Genomic DNA, 1,351 nt, shown 5'->3' with positions numbered 1-1,351 from the left:
CGTACGTCCTACACCCTTACCCCGGGACAACCACCGCCCGGGCTGGACTACCTTCCTGCGTCACCCCATCGCTTACCTACTACAGATCCGGGTCACCGGCTCCACCACTTTCCATTCCCCGAAGGGTCCGGAACGGCTTCACGGGCTTAGCATCGTCTGATTCGATACTGGGCGTTTCAAAGCGGGTACCGGAATATCAACCGGTTGTCCATCGACTACGCCTGTCGGCCTCGCCTTAGGTCCCGACTTACCCTGGGCAGATCAGCTTGACCCAGGAACCCTTAGTCAATCGGCGCACACGTTTCTCACGTGTGTATCGCTACTCATGCCTGCATTCTCACTCGTGAACCGTCCACCACTAGCTTCCGCTGCAGCTTCACCCGGCACACGACGCTCCCCTACCCATCCCAGCGGGCGTTGGCCCTCATGCTGGAATGACACGACTTCGGCGGTACGCTTGAGCCCCGCTACATTGTCGGCGCGGAATCACTTGACCAGTGAGCTATTACGCACTCTTTCAAGGGTGGCTGCTTCTAAGCCAACCTCCTGGTTGTCTCTGCGACTCCACATCCTTTCCCACTTAGCGTACGCTTAGGGGCCTTAGTCGATGCTCTGGGCTGTTTCCCTCTCGACCATGGAGCTTATCCCCCACAGTCTCACTGCCGCGCTCTCACTTACCGGCATTCGGAGTTTGGCTAAGGTCAGTAACCCGGTAGGGCCCATCGCCTATCCAGTGCTCTACCTCCGGCAAGAAACACACGACGCTGCACCTAAATGCATTTCGGGGAGAACCAGCTATCACGGAGTTTGATTGGCCTTTCACCCCTAACCACAGGTCATCCCCCAGGTTTTCAACCCTGGTGGGTTCGGTCCTCCACGACCTCTTACAGCCGCTTCAACCTGCCCATGGCTAGATCACTCCGCTTCGGGTCTAGAGCGTGCAACTATATCGCCCTGTTCGGACTCGCTTTCGCTACGGCTTCCCCACACGGGTTAACCTCGCTACACACCGCTAACTCGCAGGCTCATTCTTCAAAAGGCACGCAGTCACGACTGCATGTGCAAGCACATACAGCGACGCTCCCACGGCTTGTAGGCACACGGTTTCAGGTACTATTTCACTCCGCTCCCGCGGTACTTTTCACCATTCCCTCACGGTACTATCCGCTATCGGTCACCAGGGAATATTTAGGCTTAACGGGTGGTCCCGCCAGATTCACACGGGATTTCTCGGGCCCCGTGCTACTTGGGTGTCTCTCAAACGAGCCGTTGATGTTTCAGCTACGGGGGTCTTACCCTCTACGCCGGACCTTTCGCATGTCCTTCGCCTACACCAACGGTTTCTGACTCG

1 rRNA gene (cut by a window edge) is annotated in these 1,351 nt (G+C 57.3%); it reads right to left on the bottom strand.

Annotated elements, in window-relative coordinates:
- Positions 1-1,351, bottom strand: a 23S ribosomal RNA gene (locus ACIQ8J_RS35825) (its annotated part extends 1,129 nt beyond the left edge of the window); the annotation flags it as partial.

Source organism: Streptomyces sp. NPDC094147 (assembly GCF_044764265.1).
Lineage (GTDB): Bacteria > Actinomycetota > Actinomycetes > Streptomycetales > Streptomycetaceae > Streptomyces.
The sequence above is the reverse complement of the archived record's forward strand: the minus strand, read 5'-3'. Positions and strand labels throughout refer to the sequence as shown.